The sequence below is a fragment of the Paraburkholderia sp. J69-1 genome (assembly GCF_905220255.1).
Classification (GTDB): Bacteria; Pseudomonadota; Gammaproteobacteria; order Burkholderiales; family Burkholderiaceae; genus Paraburkholderia.
The window spans coordinates 1-14,132 of sequence record NZ_CAJMZG010000004.1 but is presented as its reverse complement, the minus strand read 5'-3'; the positions used below and the strand labels follow the sequence as shown (position 1 = coordinate 14,132).

Here is a 14,132-nt window from a genome sequence, read left to right as displayed (position 1 = left end):
GCGCAAGCCTGGCACAATCGCGCGCCGCATTGGATACAAGGAACACGAACGAACATGGTCAGCTCAACGCCCGGCCGGGTGCTCTATATCGAGGACGAAGAACTGGTGCGCCGCGCCGGTGTGCAGAGCCTGCAACTCGCGGGTTTCGATGCCACCGGCTACGCGAACGCCGAAGCCGCGCTGCCGCTCGTCGATGCGGAGTTCGCGGGCGTCGTGGTCAGCGATATCCGCCTGCCCGGCATGAGCGGGCTCGATCTGCTCGCGCAGTGCCACGAGCGCGCGCCCGATGTGCCCGTGATTCTCGTCACCGGCCACGGCGATATCTCGATGGCCGTGCAGGCGATGCGCGACGGCGCGTATGACTTCATCGAAAAGCCGTTCGCCTCGGAACGCCTGATCGAAACCGTGCGCCGCGCGCTGGAGCGCCGCACGCTGATGCTCGAAAACCTCGCGCTGCGCCGCGAACTGGCTGGGCAGAACACGCTCGCGCCGCGCATCATCGGCAAGAGCGTGGCGATCGAGCAGGTGCGCCGGCTGATCGCGAACGTCGCGCCCACCGATGCGTCCGTGCTGATCAACGGCGACACCGGCGCGGGCAAGGAACTGATCGCGCGCAGTCTGCACGAGCTTTCGCCGCGCCACGACAAGCCGTTCGTCGCCGTGAACTGCGGTGCGCTGCCCGAGCCGATGTTCGAATCGGAGATGTTCGGCTACGAGCCGGGCGCGTTCACGGGCGCGGCAAAACGGCGGATCGGCAAGCTCGAACATGCGGCGGGCGGCACGCTCTTCCTCGACGAAATCGAGAGCATGCCGCTCGCGCTTCAGGTGAAGCTGCTGCGCGTGCTGCAGGACGGCGTGCTGGAGCGGCTGGGCTCGAACCAGCCGGTGCGAGTCGATCTGCGCGTGGTCGCGGCGGCCAAGGGCGACATGAACGAGCACGTCGCGGCGGGCACCTTCCGGCGCGACCTGCTGTATCGGCTGAACGTGGTGACGATTGCGCTGCCGCCGCTCGCCGAGCGTCGCGAGGACATCGTGCCGCTGTTCGAGCATTTTCTGCTGGATGCGGCCGTGCGATATCAACGGCCCGCGCCGCTGCTGACCGAGCGCGACCGCATGCGCCTCGCGCAGCGCGACTGGCCGGGCAATGTGCGCGAACTGCGCAATGCGGCGGATCGCCATGTGCTTGGGATTCCCGACGATGTCGCGCCGCCGTCGTCCGCAGGCGCCGACGAGGCCTTGCCGCTCAAGGAGCGTGTCGAGCAGTACGAGCGCGCCTTGATCGCCGATGCGTTGCAGCAGACGCATGGCGCGGTCGCTCAGGCCGCCGAGCGCCTGCAGATGGCAAAGGCCACGCTCTACGAGAAGATTCGCCGCTATGGGCTGGTGGCGCGCCAGGAGAGCGACACGCGCGGGTGAGCGCGCAAAAGCAAAACGGCAGCGAATTCGCTGCCGTTTTCACGTGTGCCGGTTTGCGCAGGGCGCGGCGTATCAGGTCGCCAGCGCCTTCTGCAGCAGTTGGTCGAGTTCCGCGAATTGCGGCTCGCCCACGTAGCGCTTGAGGATCTTGCCGTTGCGGTCGACCACGAAGGTCGTCGGCGTGAGTTGCACGTTGCCGAACTGCTTCGCCGCCGAACCGTCGTCCATCGCCACCTTGAACGGCAACTGGCGCGTTTGCGCGTAGTTGGCGACGTACATCGGCGCATCGTAGTTCATCGCCACGGCGACGAATTCGAGGCCTTCGCCCTTGAAGCGGTTATAGGTCTGGACCATCTGCGGCATTTCCTGCATGCAGGTTGCGCAGCTCGTCGCCCAGAAGTTGATCAGATAGACCTTGCCCTTGAGGTCGGCCGTCGACACCTTCTGGCCCGAAAGCAGCGTGAAGGTGGCGTCGGGCACGCGCTGCTGGCTGCCGAAGAAAGCGAAGTAGCCGGCCACGGCGATGGCGACGACAACGATCGCCGCAGCGATGTTGCGGATCGCGCCGGAACGGGCCTTGGCAGGAGTCGGGGATGCGGTCATGGGTGAAGCCTCGGGCGCTGGAAAGAGCGCAAATCGGTGCGCAATGGTGCCGATCGGATGCGGATCTGGCGGAGCCAGTCTATCTCGCAATGGCTCGGGCGAACATTGTAGCGCCGAATTTCCCGGCATAGCGGCTGCGGCGGCACGCGCGCTCGCCTGTGCAGGATAATGTTCGGCGTCCGCCATCTCGCCCCATTTGCGCTCACATGCTCATCGACGTCATTCGCCGTTTTCGCCTTGTTGCGGCCCGCTCGCTGTGTGTTTCGTTTTGTGGCCTGTTTTTTTGCGCGCTGATCGCCTGCTCACCGACCTACGACTGGCGCACGATCTCGAACAACGCGAGCGGCTACAGCGTGGACATGCCCGCCAAACCCGGCGCGGACGTGCGCAACATCGACGTGAACGGTGCGCCCATGCGCATGCATATGCAGACCGCCGAGGTCGGCGGGGCGGTGTTCGTGATCGGCACGCTCGATCTGCCCGACGCGCAGCCCGCCACGCAGCAAAAGGCGCTGACTTTCCTGCGCGATGGCCTTGCCCGCAATGTCGGCGCGCCGCCCGAGGCGCGCGCTGTGGCCGTGCCGCTGGCGACGGGCGGCAGCGTGCCGGGCTTCGATATGGAACTGTCGGGCAAAGCCGGGGCGAAAGAGGAAGCGCGCACGATCCACGCGCGTTTCGTTGCGAAGGGCGCGCACGCCTATCAACTGGCGATCGTCGGGCGCGAGCAGCCCGCCGCCGAGCAGGTCGATCAGTTCTTCCAATCGTTCAAGCTCTACTGAGCACGTATTCAGGAGACCGGAGCGTAGACGTATCTGCACGCCCGTTCACATGGCCATTTGCGCGCCGAAGTGAAAGTCCTCTCCTGGGTTTACGAGCTATCTGCCGGATTTGATTGAAGGTTTACTGGTTACCCACAGGTCCTGTGGACAACTTTGTGGGTAAAACGGCGCCGTCGCCCGCAAAAGGCCGCGCTGTGGGCTGTTTGTCAGTTTTCGCCGCTTCTTGTCGTTTTTTGAAACGTATAAAAATCAATGACTTGCGTTTTGTATCGAGGCGGAATGCGAATCGTATCTCGAAACGAGACCAAGCCGACGAAGTGTGCATAAGTCAAGTCTTGACTTCGATTTTTTGATCCATCTGAAGGATTGGGCGCAAGCCCGCGGCGGCGGTTTGTCGCGTGGCTTCGAAGTCAGCTTTGCAGCCCGTGCGCCAGCTTGCCGGAGTTCCTGTCAGACGATTGATCCGCACTACTGATCGCTAAAAGCGCGCCGATACTGCACCGCTTCGGCGACATGCGCGGCATCGGGCATGGCGGCGCCCGCGAGATCGGCGATCGTGCGGGCGACCTTGAGGGCGCGATAGTAAGCGCGCGCTGACCAGCCGAACCGCTCGCCCGCTTCGCGCAACAAGGCTTCGCCGGCGGCGTCGGGGCGGCAGACTTCGTCGGTTTCGCGGCCGCTCAGTTCGCGGTTGGTTTTGCCCTGGCGAACCTGTTGACGCTCGCGCGCCGCTGCGACGCGCCGCGCGATCACGCCGCTCGGTTCGCCGGGCGTCACTGCACGCGAAGCCAGTTCGGCAGGCGGCAGCGCGGGCAGTTCGATCTGGATATCGATCCGGTCGAGCAGCGGCCCGGACAGTTTGCGCCGATAACGCGCCGCACCTTCAGGCGTGCAGCGGCAACGCCCGGAAGGGTCGCCGCGCCAGCCGCACGGGCACGGATTCATTGCCGCGACCAACTGGCAGGCGGCGGGAAAATCCGTCTGCCACGCGGCGCGAGAAATGGTGATGGCGCCGGCTTCCAGCGGCTCGCGCAGCGTCTCCAGCACGTGACGGTCGAACTCAAAGAATTCGTCGAGAAACAGCACGCCCAGATGCGCGAGCGTGATTTCGCCGGGCTGGGGCGGATTGCGCCCGCCGATCAGCGCCGCCGCGCTCGACGAATGATGCGGCGCGCGAAACGGCCGGCGACGCCACTGCTGCGGCGAAAACCCGATCGCGCTGGCCGAGAGCAACGCCGCGCTGGCAAGCGCTTCTTCGTCGCTCATCGGCGGCAGCAGGCCGGGCAGGCGCGCCGCGAGCATCGACTTGCCCGCGCCGGGCGGCCCGACCATCAGCAGATGATGACCGCCCGCCGCCGCGACTTCGAGCGCGCGGCGCGCACCGTGCTGGCCGATCACATCGGCCATATCGGGCGCGGGCGTGGCGAGCGCGGTATCGAGTGCAGGAGCGCGCACGGGCGCGAGGCGCGCGTCTTCAGCGCGCGCGAGATGCCCGCACAGCGCGCGCAGGTCGGTGACCGCGTAGACGTCCACGCCGGGCACGAGTGCGGCTTCGGCGGCGTTATCGGCGGGGAGATAAAGCTCGGGCGTTGTCTCGCTGGCGGCGTGCGCGCGCGCTGTCCCGCAGGCCATCGCGAACGCGCCGCGCATGGGGCGCACCGCGCCCGTGAGCGAGAGTTCGCCCGCGAATTCACGCGTGGACGTGAGCGAAGCCGCAGGAATCTGCCCGCTGGCCGCCAGAATGCCCAAGGCGATGGGGAGATCGAAACGCCCCGATTCTTTCGGGAGATCGGCGGGCGCGAGATTGACGGTGATTCTGCGGACTGGAAAGTCGAAGCCGCAGTTCGAGAGCGCAGCGCGCACACGCTCGCGGCTCTCGCGGACTTCCAGATCGGGCAAACCGACGATGGAAAACGACGGCAACCCATTGGCGAGGTGAACTTCGACAGTCACTTCGGGCGCGCGGCCAGCAGCCGGCGCGCGGCTTTTCACCACGGCAAGCGACATGGAAATCTCCGAAAGGCAGCGCATGCGTTGCGGCGTGATTTGCGGTTCACGCCGTTTGACTGCATGCGCCAGGCTGGTGAAGCGCGTGCCCCTTTACGGTTCCATTGCTAAACCGTTACGGCTCGCTTGCCTTGATGAAGAGAGAATTGATCAGGACGACTGGCCAGTTGAGGCGGCGGCAACGGGCAGCTTCTGTTCGAGTTCGGCCACGCGGCGCTCGAGCTCTTCCAGACGCTGACGCGTACGCACCAGCACCTGCGTCTGCGCGTCGAATTCCTCGCGCGTGACCAGTTCAAGCTTCGAAAAGCCTTGCGAGAGCATCGCGCGCACGTTGCGCTCGACATCGCGCGCGGGCGAGTTCTTGAGAAGTTCGCTGACCTTCGACTGCAGATCGTTGAATACGTCGTTCGGTTGTTTCATTCGGTTTCCCCTTCGCTGCACAAAAAATGTGCAGATTTCGTTTCGACTGTGCCTCGCTGTCGATCGTGATCGATCTTGGTGCGAGACCCGCGAAGCCCGCGATGCCCGTGTGCGCATCTGGTGCGCGTCTGGTGTGCGGAATTCGTTCGCGAACCGCGTGCCTGGAATGTGCACACGCGGCGCGCCTTCCATGAGCGCTTCACGGCCCGCCGCGCTTCGTTCTCACGCTTATCCGCGTGCATCTGAGGCGATCGTGCCGCGCCTGAATCCTTGAGAACACTCTAGCAACTCTCGCCTGGCGCCGCCACCGCTCGAGGCCAGCGCTGGCCGTTCGGCCAGGGCCGTGTGCGAGCGCGCCGCGGCCCGCGCGGCGCGGACTTCGGCGTGCGGAACGGCATTGTCCACGGGATGGCCGCTTCGTGCATCGAACTTCGTCGCAGCCAGGCCGCGAAGGCGACAAAGAAACGCGTTCGATCGAATTGGCACGGGTGTTGCTAATAACCCCCCGCGCACCGAAAAACGGCTGGCTCGCGGTGCGCCAGCGGGGCGAGACCCGCACCGCAGGCGCCCGTTGCAGAAGTGAATACGGGATGAAAGCAACCACAGCGAGGACTACATGAAACTGATTACAGCAATCATCAAGCCGTTCAAGCTCGATGAAGCACGCGAGGCTCTGTCGGCCATCGGCGTGTCGGGGATCACGGTCACGGAAGTGAAGGGCTTCGGCCGTCAGAAGGGCCATACCGAGCTGTATCGCGGTGCGGAGTATGTCGTCGACTTCCTGCCGAAAGTGAAGATCGAAGCCGCCGTGTCCGACGACATCGTCGATCAGGCTATCGAGGCACTCGAGCGCGCAGCGCGCACCGGCAAGATCGGTGACGGCAAGATTTTCGTCACCCCCATCGAACAAGTCATCCGCATCCGCACCGGCGAGACCGGCGCCGACGCGCTTTAACCAACGCTTCAACGAGCGTTAGAGACCAGATAGAAGAGACAAGAGGAACCCGAGATGCGCAAACTAATCATGTCCTTGCTGATGGCCGGCTCGCTGCTGGCTGGCGGCATCGGCGCCGCGCTGGCGGACGATGCGTCCGCCCCCGCCGCGGCATCTGCACCCGCAGTTACGACCGCTGACGCATCGGCAGCCGCTACGGCTTCCGCCGCCGACGCTTCGGCACCCGCCGCCGCCGCCGCTTCGGCGCCGGCCGCAGCGGCCAGCGCACCGGCTGACGCATCGGCCGCCGCCGCTGCAGCAGCAGCGCCGGCCGCACCGACCGCGCCGTTCTCGGTCGATTCGTCGAAGATCAACTCGGGCGATACCGCGTGGATGCTGACCTCCACCGCACTCGTGCTGTTCATGACGATCCCGGGCCTCGCGCTCTTCTACGGCGGCATGGTCCGCAAGAAGAACGTGCTCTCGACGCTGATGCAAAGCTTCGCCATCACCTGCGTCGTCACGGTGATCTGGACGGTGATCGGCTACAGCCTCGCGTTCACGCCGGGCGGCCCGTTCATCGGCGGCTTCTCGCGCGTCTTCCTTGAAGGCATGAACTACATCAAGGGCGACAAGGCGACCACGCTGACGGTGAGCCACCTGGCCTCGACGATCCCGGAAAGCGTCTACTTCGTCTATCAGATGACGTTCGCGATCATCACGCCGGCGCTGATCACCGGCGCATTCGCTGACCGCATGAAGTTCTCGGCGATGCTGGTGTTCATGTCGCTGTGGTCGATCATCGTCTACTCGCCGATCGCTCACATGGTCTGGGAACCGACCGGCTGGCTGGCAAGCGCAGGCATCCTCGACTTCGCAGGCGGCACGGTGGTGCACATCAACGCCGGTGTTGCAGGCCTGGTCTGCTGCCTGATGCTGGGCAAGCGCGTGGGCTATGGCCGCGAAGTCATGGCACCGCACAACCTGGTCCTCACGCTGATGGGCGCGGCCATGCTGTGGGTGGGCTGGTTCGGCTTCAACGCAGGTTCGGCAGTCGCGGCTGACGGCCGTGCCGGCTTCGCCATGCTGACGACGCAGGTCGCCACGGCATGCGCGGCTCTCGGCTGGATGTTCGCGGAGTGGATCGCCAAGGGCAAGCCTTCGGTGCTCGGTATCGCTTCGGGTGCAGTCGCAGGTCTGGTGGCGATCACGCCGGCTTCGGGTTTCGTGGGCGTGATGGGTTCGATCGTGATCGGCGTGGTGGCAGGCGTGGTCTGCTTCTGGTCGGCAACGTGGCTCAAGCACAAGTTCGGCTACGACGACTCGCTCGACGCATTCGGCGTGCATGGTATCGGCGGCATCATCGGTGCAATCCTGACCGGCGTGTTCGCGGTGCATGACATCGGCGGCGCGGACGGCAGCGTGATCCTGCAGATCAAGGGCGTGATGACGACCGTGATCTACAGCGGCGTGGTGAGCTTCATCCTGCTGAAGGTGATCGACATGGTCATGGGCCTGCGCGTCACGGAAGAAGAAGAACGCGAAGGTCTCGACGTGATCCTCCATGGCGAGCGCGTCGAATAATCTTACGAGCAGCACAGCATGACTTCGCACAGGGTGGCAGCATGCTGGGAGAAGATGTAGCAGCGGTGTAGCAGCAGTGCAGCAGTAGCAGTACCTGGAGCACAGCGACTTGGGCCCGTCTTTATGGCGGGCCCTTTCTTTTTTTGGGCGTGGCTTTTGCGGGCGGGCATGCGGTTGGAAACAGGACGCGCACGCTGGAATAAGACGCGCGCTCAGGCGTTACACCGTTGAGCCCTGAATTCGTGCGGCCCCATTGCGTTTGACGGGGCGTGCGGTCCAGAATGGATATCCGATGTGGATAACGGGGGCAGGTGACGCCACGGCGGGGTGTGCGGCGTGCGCAATGGCCGGATCGGTGAGTAACCCTATGGAACGTAAGGGAAAAGCCATCTTGTAACCGGCGCAATCGTCCCCAGATAAGCTCCCGGTTTTCCTACAATCAATCAGCTTTTGTCCGCGAGTAATACCTTATGGTCCCGCATCTGGTTACGGCGTTGAACGGCCCGCTCCTCGAGCTGGAGCAGCGCATCCTCGACGCGACGCCGGCCATCGAGCGCTGGTTCCGCCTCGAATGGCAGGAACACACGCCGCCTTTTTACGCTTCCGTGGACCTGCGCAACGCCGGCTTCAAGCTGGCGCCGGTCGACACCAATCTGTTCCCCGGCGCTTTCCATTGCCTGCCGATGGAAGTGCTGCCGCTCGCCGTGCAGGCGGCCATGGCCGCCGTCGAAAAAATCTGCCCGGACGCCAAGAACCTGCTCGTGATCCCCGAGCAGCACACGCGCAACGCCTTCTACCTCGAAAACGTCGCGCGCCTCGCGACCATCATGCGTCAGGCGGGGCTGAACGTGCGCTTCGGCACTTTCGACGAGAACATCGCCGGTCCCGTGACGATTTCGCTCGCCGACGGCCAGAAGATCGTGCTCGAACCGCTCGAACGTTCGCAGCGCCGCCTGGGCCTGAAGAACTTCGACCCGTGCTCGATTCTTCTGAACAACGATCTGTCGGGCGGCATTCCGTCGGTGCTCGAAAATCTGCACGAGCAATATCTGCTGCCGCCGCTGCACGCCGCATGGGCCGTGCGCCGCAAATCGACGCACTTTTCCTGCTACGACGACGTGGCGAAGAAGTTCGCCAAGATGGTCGGCGTCGATCCGTGGATGATCAATCCGTACTTCGCGCACGTGGAAAACGTCGATTTCGAGGCGCGCACGGGCGAGGAGCAACTGGCCACGTCGATCGACGCGGTGCTCAAGAAGATCGCGAAGAAGTATCGCGAGTACGGCATCACCGAAAAGCCTTACGTGGTCATCAAGTCCGATGCGGGCACCGATGGCCGCGGCGTGATGACGGTGCACGACGCCTCCGAGGTCGCCGCACTCACCAAGCGCGAACGTGCGAAGATGTCGGCCACGAAGGACGGGCTGGAAGTGCGCGACGTCATCGTGCAGGAAGGCGTCTACACCTTCGAGCATATCGGCGACGAAGTGGCCGAGCCGGTCGTGTACATGATCGACCGTTACGTGGTGGGCGGTTTCTACCGCGCGCACGGCAGCCGCGAGCGCGACCAGAACCTGAACGCGCCGGGCATGCATTTCGTGCCGCTGGGCTTCGAGCACACGGCGCTGCCCGATACGCGGGCGAAGCCGGGCGCGGCGCCGCCGAACCGCTTCTACATGTACGGCGTGGTCGCGCGTCTTGGCTTGCTGGCGGCATCGGTCGAGCTGGAAAAGACCGACCCCGAGGCAATCCAGGTGTAAGGCCGGATTGCTGCAAAAAGCGTCGAAACCGTCGATAACAACACCTTGCTGCGCCCGCCCCGAGCGGGCGCAGCCGTCATCAAGGCTGGCAAATTTCCAGCAAAACATCAGCATAGCTGCAGGGACGACATGGACATTCTCTTCATCGCCGATCCGCTCGAGCGGTTCAAGATCTACAAGGATTCGACCTACGCGATGATGGCCGAGGCCGCGAAGCGCGGTCACACGCTGTTTGCGTGCGAGCCGCAGCATCTCGCCTGGGTGGACGGCAAGGTCGAAGCCGATGTGCGCCGCTTCGAGATCGTCGGCGATACGGCGGATCTGCATCGCGAGATGTGGTTCAAGGACGCGCCCGATTCGCGCGAGCTGACCGGCTTCGACGCCGTCATCATGCGCAAGGACCCGCCCTTCGACATGGAGTACGTCACCTCGACGTGGCTGCTCGAAATCGCCGAGCGCGCGGGCGCGAAGATTTTCAACAAGCCGCAGGCGATCCGCGATCACTCGGAAAAACTTGCCATCGGCGAATTCGCGCAGTTCGTCGCGCCGACGCTGGTCACGCGCGACGCCGCGCGTCTGCGCCAATTCCACGAGCAGCATCAGGACGTGATCCTCAAGCCGCTCGACGGCATGGGCGGCATGGGCGTATTCCGCGTCAAGGCGGACGGCATGAACCTGGGCTCGATCATCGAGATGCTGAGCGAGGACGGCCGCCGCAGCGTCATGGCGCAGAAGTTCATCCCCGAAATCAAGGCCGGCGACAAGCGCATCCTGCTGATCGGCGGCGAGCCGGTGCCGTATTCGCTCGCGCGCATTCCGCAGGGCAACGAGGTGCGCGGCAACCTGGCGGCGGGCGGGCTGGGCGTGGCGCAGCCGCTCACGGCGCGCGATCTGGAGATTGCGAAAACGCTGGGGCCGAAGCTGGTCGAGCGCGGGCTGCTGCTGGTGGGGCTCGATGCGATCGGCGACTGGCTCACCGAAGTCAACGTGACGAGCCCGACGTGTTTCCGCGAAATCATGGAGCAGACCGGCTTCGACGTGGCGGCGATGTTCATCGACGCGCTGGAGCGTGCGGCGGCCTGATTTTGCCCGTCGTGTGTGCGCAACAGCCCGAAACGCATAAAAACGGCTATAAATCGATGGAGGAAGGGCTCGAATCGCGGTGGCAGGGTGCTTGATTCCTACCGCCGCGACGGCATCTTCCGACTGTGGGCGCGCCTTGAGACGGGCGATTGCGTGCTGCAAGGCACAAGATCTGCTCAAATCGAGGTGTGAATACCGCGAGCAAAACCGCATGGTCGGCACGAAAATGACCCTGCTACAATGCCGCGAGCCCGCGCCCGGGTCATGCGCTGCGACGCCATAAACGTCGCGGCACGGCAACCCGGCGCATGTTCCGACCCTGATGGCCCACGGCTGGCCGCAGGTCGGCGCTGTCGGACGCGATCTTCGGAGATCGGCCCAAGGCATCAACCGAAGCCGTTATTTGTAGTCACGCTGACATGGCAGGGATTCTGATCATCGCTCACGCACCGCTCGCTACTGCGCTGCGCGAATGCATTGCCCACATCTACGGCGGCTGTCCGGCGCGCATCGGCGCTCTGGATGTGTTGCCCGACAGCGACCCCGCCCAGGTCGTCGCGCAGGCGAACGCCGAAGTCGAGCGTTTGCGCGAGGAAAACGGGGCACTCGTTCTCACCGATATGTTCGGCGCTACGCCGTCGAACATCGCCGCGCGTCTGGCGACGTTGCCGCAGGTGCGCGTGCTGGCGGGCGTCAATCTGCCGATGCTGGTGCGCGCGGTCTGTTACCGCGCGACGCCGCTCGACACGCTGGTGGAAAAGGCGCTGGCGGGTGCGAGCAAGGGCGTTCAGCCGATCGGGCCGAGCACGCCCGCACAGGTCAACGATTGCGGTTGCTCGCCGACACCGTGCGCCGAAGCGGCCTCCGAAGCCGTGGCAAAAGCGGCCGTGACCGCGGCGGCGGCGTCCGCTGCGGCAAACAGCACCGCCAAGGCCGATCTGGCCGCGCGTAACGAAGCAGGCAGTGCGGCGCCCGCGGCTGCGGCCATGGCGCTCAAGCCTGCCGGCACGGCCTGAGCCGGCTCGATCTGGCTCACGCCGGCTTGGGCGCGCCTCATCTCACCAGCATTCCGTTTCCGGTCGCGCAAGCGGCCGGACGCGCAGCGCGCGTGTCTGACGCGCGCGACGCACAATCGACGCACAATCACACAGTTTTACTTCATCCCTCAGCGCCTGGATCGACCTATGCTGCAACAAGAAACGACCATCGTGAACAAACTCGGCCTGCATGCGCGGGCGTCGGCGAAGCTGACGCAACTGGCGGGCAACTATCAGTCGGAAATCTGGATGAGCCGTAACGGCCGCCGCATCAACGCCAAGAGCATCATGGGCGTGATGATGCTGGCCGCGGGCATCGGCAGCACCGTGCTGATCGAAACCGAAGGCCCGGACGAGGCCGACGCGATGGGCGCGCTGCTCAAGCTGATCGCCGATAAATTCGGCGAAGGTCAATAAGCAGGCGCAATCAGCAGGCGCAATAAGCACGCGCAGTAAGCAAGTAATAAAGGCGTGCTGGAAAAGCGCCTCGCTGCTCCGTTTCGACGGACGAAAGCCAAAGCCACGACGCCGCGTTCGAACGCGGCGTTTTCTTTGGTGCCCCGCGACGATAACACCTGCAGAAGGCGCTATTTCGCGCTGCGAATCATGCGTAAAAAGAACATCCGCGCGGCGCGGAATTTATAATAAAGGCCGGGGTCAGAGAGAGCGCATTGCAGCGGTTTGCCGCGGCATCACATAACCAGAGGAGGTGCGCGTGCCGTTCACGCTGCATGGAATTCCCGTATCACGTGGTATCGCCATCGGACGGGCGTATCTGATCGCGCCGGCTGCGCTCGACGTCGACCACTATCTGGTCGAACTCGCGCAGATCGACGGCGAAATCGAGCGCTTCCGGGTGGCGCTCAAGCTCGTCGAGCAGGAACTCGATACGCTGCGTGCCGACCTCGCCGCCGACGCCCCCAGTGAAATGGGCGCGTTCATCGGCGTGCACCTCATGATCCTGAACGACGTCATGCTCGTGCAGGAGACCATCGACCTCATCCGCACGCGCCGCTTCAACGTGGAGTGGGCGCTGACCGAACAGCTCGAACGCCTCTCGCGCCACTTCGACGACGTCGAAGACGAATACCTGCGCGAGCGCAAAGCCGACATCGAACAGGTCGTCGAGCGCGTGCTCAAGGCGCTCGCGGGCGCCTCGCCGCCCGCGCTGCACGGCGGCTGCGACGAGATGATCGTGGTGGCGCACGACATCGCGCCCGCCGACATGCTGCAATTCAAAGGGCAAACGTTTCAGGGCTTCGTCACCGATCTGGGCGGGCGCACTTCGCATACGGCGATCGTCGCGCGCAGTCTGGGCATTCCGGCCGCCGTGGGCGTGCAGCAGGCGAGCACGCTGATCCGTCAGGACGATCTCATCATCGTCGATGGCGATCATGGCGTGGTGATCGTCGATCCCGCGCCCATCGTGCTGGAGGAGTACACCTATCGCCAGAGCGAGATGGCGCTCGAGCGGCGCAAGCTGCAGCGCCTGAAGTTCTCGCCCACGCAGACGCTGTGCGGCGCGAAGATCCAGCTTTGCGCGAACATCGAACTGCCCGAGGACGCCCAGGCGGCGCTCGATTCGGGCGCGACCGGCGTGGGCCTGTTCCGCACCGAGTTCCTGTTCATGAATCACAAGGACCAGTTGCCGGAAGAGGACGAGCAGTTCGAAGCCTACAAGCGCGCGGCGGAATTGATGAACGGCCTGCCCGTGACGATCCGCACGATCGACGTGGGTGCCGATAAACCGCTCGACGCCATGAGCGCCAGCGACGGCTACGAAACCGCCGCGAACCCGGCGCTGGGCCTGCGCGCGATCCGCTGGAGCCTGTCCGAGCCGCAGATGTTCCTCACGCAGTTGCGCGCGATTCTGCGCGCGTCGTCGTTCGGCACGGTCAAGATCCTGATTCCGATGCTCGCGCACGCGCAGCAGATCGACCAGACGCTCGACCTGATCCGCGAAGCCAAGCGCCAGCTCGACGACGCGGGCCTGTCCTACGATCCGAACGTGCAGGTGGGCGCGATGATCGAGATTCCCGCCGCGGCGCTGGCCTTGCCGATGTTCCTGCGGCGTCTGGATTTCCTCTCGATCGGCACCAACGACCTGATCCAGTACACGCTGGCGATCGATCGCGCCGACAACGCCGTGGCCGATCTCTACGATCCGCTGCACCCGGCCGTGCTGCAACTGATCTCGCACACGCTGCGCGAGGCGAAGCGCGCGGGCGTGCCGGTCTCGGTGTGCGGCGAGATGGCGGGCGATCCGCAACTCACGCGTCTGCTGCTGGGCATGGGTCTCACGGAATTCTCGATGCACCCGAGCCAGTTGCTGGTGGTGAAGCAGGAGATTCTGCGCTCGCAACTGAAGGCGCTGGAAAAGCCGGTCGCCGATGTGCTGGCGGCGTACGAGCCCGAGGAACTGGAAGCGGCGCTGGGCCGTCTGGCGCAGGCCTGAACGCGGTTTATCCGCTTATCGCGTTGCAAGCGATGCAAAAAAGCCCCGGCATGC

The 14,132-nt window shown here is 64.7% G+C and carries 12 protein-coding genes; 9 read left to right on the top strand and 3 right to left on the bottom strand.

All coding sequences use genetic code 11. From position 1 onward, the window contains the following. Nucleotides 1-54: 54 nt before the first annotated feature. Nucleotides 55-1,416 carry a sigma-54-dependent transcriptional regulator gene (locus tag U5A67_RS08310; protein WP_205984103.1) on the top strand — a complete coding sequence of 454 codons (1,362 nt, stop codon included), beginning with the start codon at nucleotides 55-57 and terminating at the stop codon, nucleotides 1,414-1,416. Nucleotides 1,417-1,488: 72 nt separating this feature from the next. Here the strand turns inward: U5A67_RS08310 and U5A67_RS08305 are convergent, their stop codons facing one another. Beyond that, nucleotides 1,489-2,019 (bottom strand): TlpA disulfide reductase family protein, encoded by a 531-nt coding sequence (locus tag U5A67_RS08305; RefSeq protein WP_321813696.1) that lies wholly within the window; start codon nucleotides 2,017-2,019, stop codon nucleotides 1,489-1,491. A gap of 206 nt (nucleotides 2,020-2,225) precedes the next feature. On the opposite strand from U5A67_RS08305, the gene U5A67_RS08300 reads away from it, so the two are divergent. Continuing rightward, the gene (locus tag U5A67_RS08300; protein WP_321813695.1) at nucleotides 2,226-2,798 is read left to right on the top strand and encodes a hypothetical protein; all 573 of its coding nucleotides are present in this window, start codon (nucleotides 2,226-2,228) and stop codon (nucleotides 2,796-2,798) included. Between the two features lie 468 nt (nucleotides 2,799-3,266). On the opposite strand, the gene U5A67_RS08295 is transcribed toward U5A67_RS08300, so the two are convergent. Both U5A67_RS08295 and U5A67_RS08290 read right to left on the bottom strand, forming a co-directional pair. Then, nucleotides 3,267-4,805 carry a YifB family Mg chelatase-like AAA ATPase gene (locus tag U5A67_RS08295; RefSeq protein ID WP_321813694.1) on the bottom strand — a complete coding sequence of 513 codons (1,539 nt, stop codon included), beginning with the start codon at nucleotides 4,803-4,805 and terminating at the stop codon, nucleotides 3,267-3,269. A gap of 150 nt (nucleotides 4,806-4,955) precedes the next feature. After that, nucleotides 4,956-5,225 (bottom strand): accessory factor UbiK family protein, encoded by a 270-nt coding sequence (locus tag U5A67_RS08290; RefSeq protein ID WP_205984099.1) that lies wholly within the window; start codon nucleotides 5,223-5,225, stop codon nucleotides 4,956-4,958. Nucleotides 5,226-5,841: 616 nt separating this feature from the next. Between U5A67_RS08290 and U5A67_RS08285 the strand changes: the two genes are divergently transcribed. The 7 genes from U5A67_RS08285 to ptsP all read left to right on the top strand — a co-directional run bounded on the left by U5A67_RS08285 (nucleotide 5,842) and on the right by ptsP (nucleotide 14,078). After that, the gene (locus U5A67_RS08285; RefSeq protein WP_006048089.1) at nucleotides 5,842-6,180 is read left to right on the top strand and encodes a P-II family nitrogen regulator; all 339 of its coding nucleotides are present in this window, start codon (nucleotides 5,842-5,844) and stop codon (nucleotides 6,178-6,180) included. A 54-nt stretch (nucleotides 6,181-6,234) separates the two neighbouring features. Further along, nucleotides 6,235-7,743, top strand: coding sequence for an ammonium transporter (locus U5A67_RS08280; protein ID WP_321813693.1), 1,509 nt, complete (start codon nucleotides 6,235-6,237; stop codon nucleotides 7,741-7,743). 470 nt (nucleotides 7,744-8,213) lie between these two features. Further along, nucleotides 8,214-9,503: a glutamate--cysteine ligase gene (gshA, locus tag U5A67_RS08275; protein ID WP_027815735.1), complete on the top strand. Its 1,290-nt coding sequence runs from the start codon at nucleotides 8,214-8,216 to the stop codon at nucleotides 9,501-9,503. A 129-nt stretch (nucleotides 9,504-9,632) separates the two neighbouring features. After that, entirely contained in the window at nucleotides 9,633-10,586 is a 954-nt protein-coding gene (gene gshB, locus U5A67_RS08270) for a glutathione synthase (RefSeq protein WP_321813692.1), read from the top strand. A gap of 419 nt (nucleotides 10,587-11,005) precedes the next feature. Continuing rightward, entirely contained in the window at nucleotides 11,006-11,602 is a 597-nt protein-coding gene (locus tag U5A67_RS08265; protein WP_321813691.1) for a PTS sugar transporter subunit IIA, read from the top strand. A 168-nt stretch (nucleotides 11,603-11,770) separates the two neighbouring features. Further along, nucleotides 11,771-12,040, top strand: coding sequence for an HPr family phosphocarrier protein (locus U5A67_RS08260; protein WP_205984095.1), 270 nt, complete (start codon nucleotides 11,771-11,773; stop codon nucleotides 12,038-12,040). Between the two features lie 298 nt (nucleotides 12,041-12,338). Continuing rightward, entirely contained in the window at nucleotides 12,339-14,078 is a 1,740-nt protein-coding gene (ptsP, locus tag U5A67_RS08255; RefSeq protein WP_205984094.1) for a phosphoenolpyruvate--protein phosphotransferase, read from the top strand. The last annotated feature ends 54 nt before the right edge of the window (nucleotides 14,079-14,132 follow it).

Coding starts and splice junctions, on each gene's coding strand:
- gshB (WP_321813692.1), top strand. CDS start 9,633: ATGGACATTCTCTTCATCGCCGATCCGCTCGAGCGGTTCAAGATCTAC.
- U5A67_RS08265 (WP_321813691.1), top strand. CDS start 11,006: ATGGCAGGGATTCTGATCATCGCTCACGCACCGCTCGCTACTGCGCTG.
- U5A67_RS08285 (WP_006048089.1), top strand. CDS start 5,842: ATGAAACTGATTACAGCAATCATCAAGCCGTTCAAGCTCGATGAAGCA.
- gshA (WP_027815735.1), top strand. CDS start 8,214: ATGGTCCCGCATCTGGTTACGGCGTTGAACGGCCCGCTCCTCGAGCTG.
- U5A67_RS08310 (WP_205984103.1), top strand. CDS start 55: ATGGTCAGCTCAACGCCCGGCCGGGTGCTCTATATCGAGGACGAAGAA.
- U5A67_RS08300 (WP_321813695.1), top strand. CDS start 2,226: ATGCTCATCGACGTCATTCGCCGTTTTCGCCTTGTTGCGGCCCGCTCG.
- U5A67_RS08280 (WP_321813693.1), top strand. CDS start 6,235: ATGCGCAAACTAATCATGTCCTTGCTGATGGCCGGCTCGCTGCTGGCT.
- U5A67_RS08295 (WP_321813694.1), bottom strand. CDS start 4,805: ATGTCGCTTGCCGTGGTGAAAAGCCGCGCGCCGGCTGCTGGCCGCGCG.
- U5A67_RS08290 (WP_205984099.1), bottom strand. CDS start 5,225: ATGAAACAACCGAACGACGTATTCAACGATCTGCAGTCGAAGGTCAGC.
- U5A67_RS08260 (WP_205984095.1), top strand. CDS start 11,771: ATGCTGCAACAAGAAACGACCATCGTGAACAAACTCGGCCTGCATGCG.
- U5A67_RS08305 (WP_321813696.1), bottom strand. CDS start 2,019: ATGACCGCATCCCCGACTCCTGCCAAGGCCCGTTCCGGCGCGATCCGC.